Annotated in this window: 4 protein-coding genes; 1 reads left to right on the top strand and 3 read right to left on the bottom strand. The window is 30.1% G+C overall.

Going from position 1 to position 6,436, the window contains the following annotated elements; genetic code table 11:
• The 3 genes from ACRC03_RS12300 to ACRC03_RS12310 all read right to left on the bottom strand — a co-directional run.
• Positions 1 to 1,468, bottom strand: a 1,468-nt coding sequence (locus ACRC03_RS12300; RefSeq protein ID WP_438652865.1) for an AAA family ATPase, incomplete at its 3' end; no start/stop codon positions are given.
• A 123-nt stretch (positions 1,469 to 1,591) separates the two neighbouring features.
• A complete protein-coding gene (locus tag ACRC03_RS12305) occupies positions 1,592 to 3,451 on the bottom strand; it encodes an ABC transporter ATP-binding protein (protein WP_438652866.1) in 1,860 nt (619 codons plus the stop codon).
• A complete protein-coding gene (locus ACRC03_RS12310; protein ID WP_438652867.1) occupies positions 3,444 to 5,627 on the bottom strand; it encodes an ABC transporter ATP-binding protein in 2,184 nt (727 codons plus the stop codon). Before ACRC03_RS12310 ends, ACRC03_RS12305 begins: the two co-directional genes overlap by 8 nt.
• Positions 5,628 to 5,837: 210 nt before the next feature.
• On the opposite strand from ACRC03_RS12310, the gene ACRC03_RS12315 reads away from it, so the two are divergent.
• Complete coding sequence (locus ACRC03_RS12315) at positions 5,838 to 6,293, top strand: MarR family winged helix-turn-helix transcriptional regulator (protein WP_438652868.1); 456 nt, start codon at positions 5,838 to 5,840, stop codon at positions 6,291 to 6,293.
• The last annotated feature ends 143 nt before the right edge of the window (positions 6,294 to 6,436 follow it).

Consider the following 6,436-nt stretch of genomic DNA (forward strand, 5'->3'; position numbering starts at 1 on the left):
TACCACCTTCTCTATTAGACTTTACTATATACCCTTTCATACCTGATAAAACACCAGCTAAAAATCCATGATAAAAGTTTTCGTAAGCATCATTAAAGCTAATAGTTTCTAATAATAAATTTCCTAGTTCTATTTCAAAGTTTTCAGGATCTTTGTTTATAAGAGATTGAAATAATTGTTTTCTATCACAAAGGTTTATTTTCTCATCAAATAATTTAAGTATTTTAGTTCTGAAGATATATTTTACTTCTTTATTTGGAATGGCTAATTCTACAAATCTATTTTCTTCTTCATCCATTCTTTCGCTAATCTTTTTGAAATATCCAGTAAAGAACATAAAGTTCCACAAGTTGTCCATAGTGTCATATACTTCATCATAGGTTATATCTTCGTGAATAGGCTTTTCTATAGTTTTACCTTCTATTAAGGCTTCTATTTCACCCTTAGTTTTATCATCAGCTCTTTCTATTAAGCTTTTGACTATACTATTTGAGCTAGTATTTGCCCAATATGAAGTTGGAAATACCTTTGGATTAATTACTATATCTTTTACAAATCGTACCACACTCCAAGGATTATATACATTTGCTTCTCCAAATGTATATCCGTTGTACCATTCTTTAATTACTTCATATTCATCTGGTATTGAGTAATCTTCACATATTTTTTCTACTTCTTGGTTTGTAAATCCAAAGTATTCGTCATAGGATTTGTTTAATATAGATATTATCTCTAAATTGTTAAGTCCTGTGAATATACTTTCTTTTGAAATACGTAAGCATCCAGTAATTACAGCAAACTCTAAGGCTGTATTTGTCTTAAGTGCTGATTCAAATAAAGACCTAATGAAATCAATCATTTCTTCATAGAACCCTTTAAAGAATGAATTTTCTAATGGTACGTCATATTCATCGATTAAAATAATAACTTTTTTATTAAAATGTTTTTCAAGGCATCTACTTAGCAATTCTAGAGATTTTGCGTAATCTATATCTCTTGCATTTCTGTTTAATATATTTAAATAAGCCTGTTTTTCTCCGTCTGATAGTTTGTCCTCTTTTAGAATGTATCTATGTCTTGTGTATTCTTTTATAATTTCATCTATTATTGATTCATTCGCCATTTTAAATGTAGGTTGTTTTCCTGACTTTAAAGAAATGTTAATTACAGGATACTGCCCCATATAACTTAAATATTTATCCTCTTGGTTCATTATGTTCAATCCATCGAATAGATAAGTATTATCTTTCTTACTTCCATCAAATTCATTATGCTCATCTTCAAAATAATACTGTAGCATACTCATATTTAAAGTTTTACCAAATCTCCTTGGTCTTGTAAACAAGTTCACATCTGCTTTATTATCTATCAAATCCTTTATAAGTAATGTTTTGTCTATAAAATAATAACCTCTTGTTATTAATTTTTCAAAATTATCTATACCTATTGGTAGTGGCTTTCTCTCCATAGTTTTACCTCCTTTAGTTGTACTCATATATATATTATATCCAACCTTCAAATATAGTACAACTACACTCCTCTTTATTGTAAAAAGGACCCTATTTGTATAGAGTCCTTTCTAATTTATATATTATACAACTTCTTTATTCTCAAACTGGCTATTGTAAAGATTTGCATAGAATCCATTAGATGCTAAAAGCGCCTTATGATTTCCTTGTTCTACTATATCTCCATCATTCATAACAAGAATAGTATTAGCATCTCTAATAGTTGATAATCTATGTGCTATTATAAAACTAGTTCTACCTTCCATTAGGTTCTCCATAGCTTTTTGTATAAGCACTTCTGTACGAGTATCTACTGAACTTGTAGCTTCATCTAATATAAGTATCTTAGGGTTAGCAAGTATTGCTCTTGCTATTGTAAGTAACTGCTTTTGCCCTTGAGATATATTGTTTGCTTCTTCATTTATCACCATGTTATATCCACCTGGTAGAGTTTTTATAAAGTGGTGAGCGTGAGCAAGTTTAGCCGCTTGTATTACTTCTTCATCAGTAGCATCAAGTCTACCGTATCTTATATTTTCCATTATACTTCCACTAAATAACCAAGTATCTTGAAGTACCATCCCAAAGGTTCTTCTTAAGTCGCCTCTACTAAAGTCTTGTATGTTATGGTCATCTATTAATATTTGACCACTGTTTACATCATAGAATCTCATTAATAGTTTTACTATTGTAGTTTTTCCTGCTCCTGTTGGTCCAACTATTGCTACTTTTTGACCTTGCTTTATGTCTATAGAGAAATTATTTATTATTGTTTTGTCTTCGTTGTATCCAAAGTTTACATCTTTAAAGCTTACTTTTCCTTGTAAATCACTTGTATCTACTGGATTTTCTACTTCCACTATTTCTTCTTCTTCTTCTAAGAATTCAAATACTCTTTCTGCTGCAGCTGCTGTTGCTTGCATTATATTTGCTATTTGAGCAGTTTGAGCTATTGGCTGCATAAAGTTTCTACTATATTGTATGAAAGCTTGTATATCACCTACTGTTATAGCTTTTTGAATAGCTAAGTATCCACCAAGTATTGCTACTACTACATATCCTAGGTTTCCTATAAATGTCATAACTGGCATCATAAGCCCTGATAAGAACTGAGATTTCCAAGCTGTATTGTATAGTGTTTCGTTTAACTCATCAAATTCTTCTATAGCCTTTTCTTCTCTGTTGAATGCTTTTACTATAGTATGACCACTATAGATTTCTTCTATATGCCCATTAGTATGACCTAAGTATTCTTGTTGTTTTCTGAAAAATACTTGTGATTTTTTAACTATAACCATCATGAATACCATAGAAAGTGGTATAACTACTAAGGTTCCTATTGTCATAGTAAGACTTATTGATAACATCATTATAAGTACACCTATAATAGTTGTAATGGCTGTTATCATTTGTGCTAGTATTTGTTGTAGGTTGTTGCTTATTGCATCTACATCATTTGTCACTCTTGATAATACTTCCCCATGAGACATTTTATCAAAGTATTTAAGTGGCATAAGGTTGATTTTTTCACTTATTTCTTTTCTTAATTGATAAGACACTTTTTGTGATATATCAGATGTAATAAACCCTTGAATAAATGAAAATACTGCACTTATTGCATATAATATGGCTAAAGTAGTTAAAATTTTACCTATATAAGTAAAGTCTATTCCTCCACCACTTGTTCCCGCTACTTTTTCTACTAATCCTTCAAATATTTCTGTTGTAGCGTTCCCTAATATTTTAGGACCTGCTATAGAAAATATAGAACTTCCTATTGCAAATATTAATACTACTAGCATAGCTATTTTAAATGGTTTTAGGTGGTTAAGAAGTTTTTTCATAGTACCTTTGAAATCTTTGGCTTTTGCATCATTTAGCATATTTCCCATAGGTCCACCCCCACCTGGTCCTTTCATTTTTACTTTTCTTTGATTACTCATTGTCTAGCTCCTCCTTTGATAACTGGGATAGTGCTATTTGGTTATATACTTCACAGTTTTTGATAAGTTCTTTATGAGTACCATGACCTACTATTTTTCCTTCATCTAATACTAGGATTTGGTCTGCATTCATAATTGTACTTATTCTTTGAGCAACTATAATAACTGTTGCATCTTCTGTTTGTGATTTTAATTCTCTTCTAAGTGCTGCATCAGTTTTTAAATCTAATGCTGAGAAACTATCATCAAAGATGTACAGTTGAGGTTTTTTAGCTAATGCACGAGCAATTGATAGTCTTTGTTTTTGACCACCAGATACATTTGTACCACCTTGTGCTATTTCACTTTTATATCCTTCTTCTTTTTTATCTATAAACTCTGTAGCTTGAGCTATGTGGGCTGCAGCTTTTACTTCTTCTTCACTTAAGTTTACATTAGAGTATTTAATATTACTTTCTATAGTTCCACTAAATAGTACTCCTTTTTGAGGTACATATCCTATTTCTTCTCTAAGTTTGGTTTGTTTGATGTGTCTAATATCTACACCATTTATTAGTATTTCACCATCTGTTACATCATAGAATCTAGGTATTAGGTTTACTAAAGTAGATTTACCACTTCCTGTACTACCTATAAATGCAGTAGTTTGACCTGGCTTTGCTATAAAGCTAATCTTACTTAGTACATCATCTTCTGCATTAGGATATTTAAATGATACATTGTTAAATTCTACTATACCTTTTTTATCATTGTTAAATTCTTTTTCTGTTTCAGGATCTTCTATTTCATAGTTAGTAACTAATATTTCGTTAATACGTCCTGCAGATACTGAAGCACGTGGTATAACTACTGATAACATTGATATAAATAAGAATGCCATTATTATTTGCATTGTGTATTGTATAAACGCCATCATATCTCCAACTTGCATACTACCTGCATCTATTTGGTTTGCTCCTACCCATACTATAAGTACTGTTATAAGGTTCATTATAAGCATCATAGCTGGCATCATTATTGTCATTACTCTATTTATAAAGGTTGATGTTTTTCTTAGTTCTGTATTAGTTTCATCAAATCTAGCTTCTTCTTTATTTTGAGTACTAAATGCTCTAATAACTAACATACCATTTAGCATTTCACGAGTTACTAGATTCAATTTATCTACTAATTGTTGTATTACCTTAAATCTCGGTATAGCTAAACTAAATAATACAACTACTATAGATAATATACCTATAACTGCAACTCCTATTATCCATGCCATAGATGTGTCTGTTTGAAGAACTTTTATTATTCCTCCTATTGCAAGTATCGGAGCATAAAATACCATTCTAACAAGCATTACCATAACTGTTTGTATTTGATTTATGTCATTAGTACTTCTAGTTATAAGTGATGCTGTTGAAAATTTATCAAATTCTCCATTAGAAAACCCTACTACTTTTCTAAATACATCTTTTCTCATATTTTTACCCATACCTGCTGCTATTTTTGCTCCTAAGAACCCTACTATAACAGTGGCAGCCATACTAATAAGAGCTATACCTAACATTTTAGCGCCCGACGTAAGTATATATTTAGTTTGAATTTTTTCAGTATTTACACCTATTTTTTTATATTCACCTTTAGCGTATTCTATTGCACCTTGTTCAATTATACTATCTTCTATATTATCAAATTCTGAATCTATTTTGTCTTTTATACCATTTACTTGCTGCGTTGGCATATTTTCAAGTGCTGTAAATATGTCTACTCCTTTAGGCAATTTCATCTGTTCATCTAGTTTTCCTGATTCTAATGCCATTACTATCATAGCAGGCTTTGCTATAATTTTGTTTAGTTCCTCTATTGTTGCTTCATCTTTAGTATTTAACTCATACAACGGTTCATTTTTTAGTTTATAATCTGATTTGTCTTTTTCTATTAGTGTATAATTTTCTTCGATTTTACTTATATCTTTATCATTCATAAATAACTTTAGTTTATCTAAAGAACCTTTGCTTAATACACTCGGTATTGGATTTTCTATTCCTCCTTGTTGTATACCTACATTGATTATATTCGATGTATAATCCGGTAGGGATAAGTCACAAGTGGCTTGCACTATTAATAAGATAATAACTGCAAATATTGATGCTAAAAACGGTTTAAAATATCTTGTGATTTTAAACATGCCTCTTCCCCCTTCACTTATATGTAATTTTTGTAATATTTCTTACATATTAATTATAAAATGTTGTATAATAATAATTAGTTATATTTTTTAATACTTATACTTTTTAACTATTATACTTTTTAATTATATGCTTTTTTATGGAAAAGTCAACCAAAAAAAGTTTTTGAAATATGTTAATTTTTTCTAATCTAAATGGAGGATAATATTATGAATAATGACAAGCTAGAGCTTATCATTTCTGACTTTATTTCTATAATGCCTTTGTTTCAAAAAAAGCTAATAAAACAAGGTTGTGGTTTTGATCATAATGCTAGATTTAACCACTCTCAGTTTCAAATTATGTTGGTTTTAAAAGAACAAGGTGAATGCCCTATTTCTGATGTAGCCAAGAGGCTATTGATTTCTACACCTAATATGACCAAGCTTTTAAATAAGCTAATTGATGAAGGTATGATTAATAGAGTTCATGATAATAAAGACAGAAGGATTGTAAATATAAGTTTAACTGATGAGGGTAATAAGTTCTTAGATGAAAGATTCAATTTAGTTAAGATATCTATGAAGGGTAATTTATCTAGTCTGTCTAATAATCAAATAGACAAGCTTTATGATTCTTTAAGTACTCTTAAGGACGTTCTATCTGAGATAAAAACTTCTGAATAGGTAGCCTAATCGAGTAGGAAAAACTCGGGGTAATTAATCCCGAGTTCAGACCTCTCACAGAACCGTACGTGCGGGCCTCGCATACGGCTCCTGATAAATTTTAGTTGCTACATCTGTAGCAATACAAAGTATTAACTTTTACT

Origin of the sequence: Romboutsia sp., from assembly GCF_051659545.1 — a bacterium.
In the GTDB taxonomy this organism is placed as follows: domain Bacteria; phylum Bacillota; class Clostridia; order Peptostreptococcales; family Peptostreptococcaceae; genus JBOFOR01.

Bases quoted from the DNA above. Each gene is read 5' to 3' on its own strand.
- ACRC03_RS12305 (WP_438652866.1), bottom strand. From the start codon at position 3,451: ATGAGTAATCAAAGAAAAGTAAAAATGAAAGGACCAGGTGGGGGTGGA.
- ACRC03_RS12310 (WP_438652867.1), bottom strand. From the start codon at position 5,627: ATGTTTAAAATCACAAGATATTTTAAACCGTTTTTAGCATCAATATTT.
- ACRC03_RS12315 (WP_438652868.1), top strand. From the start codon at position 5,838: ATGAATAATGACAAGCTAGAGCTTATCATTTCTGACTTTATTTCTATA.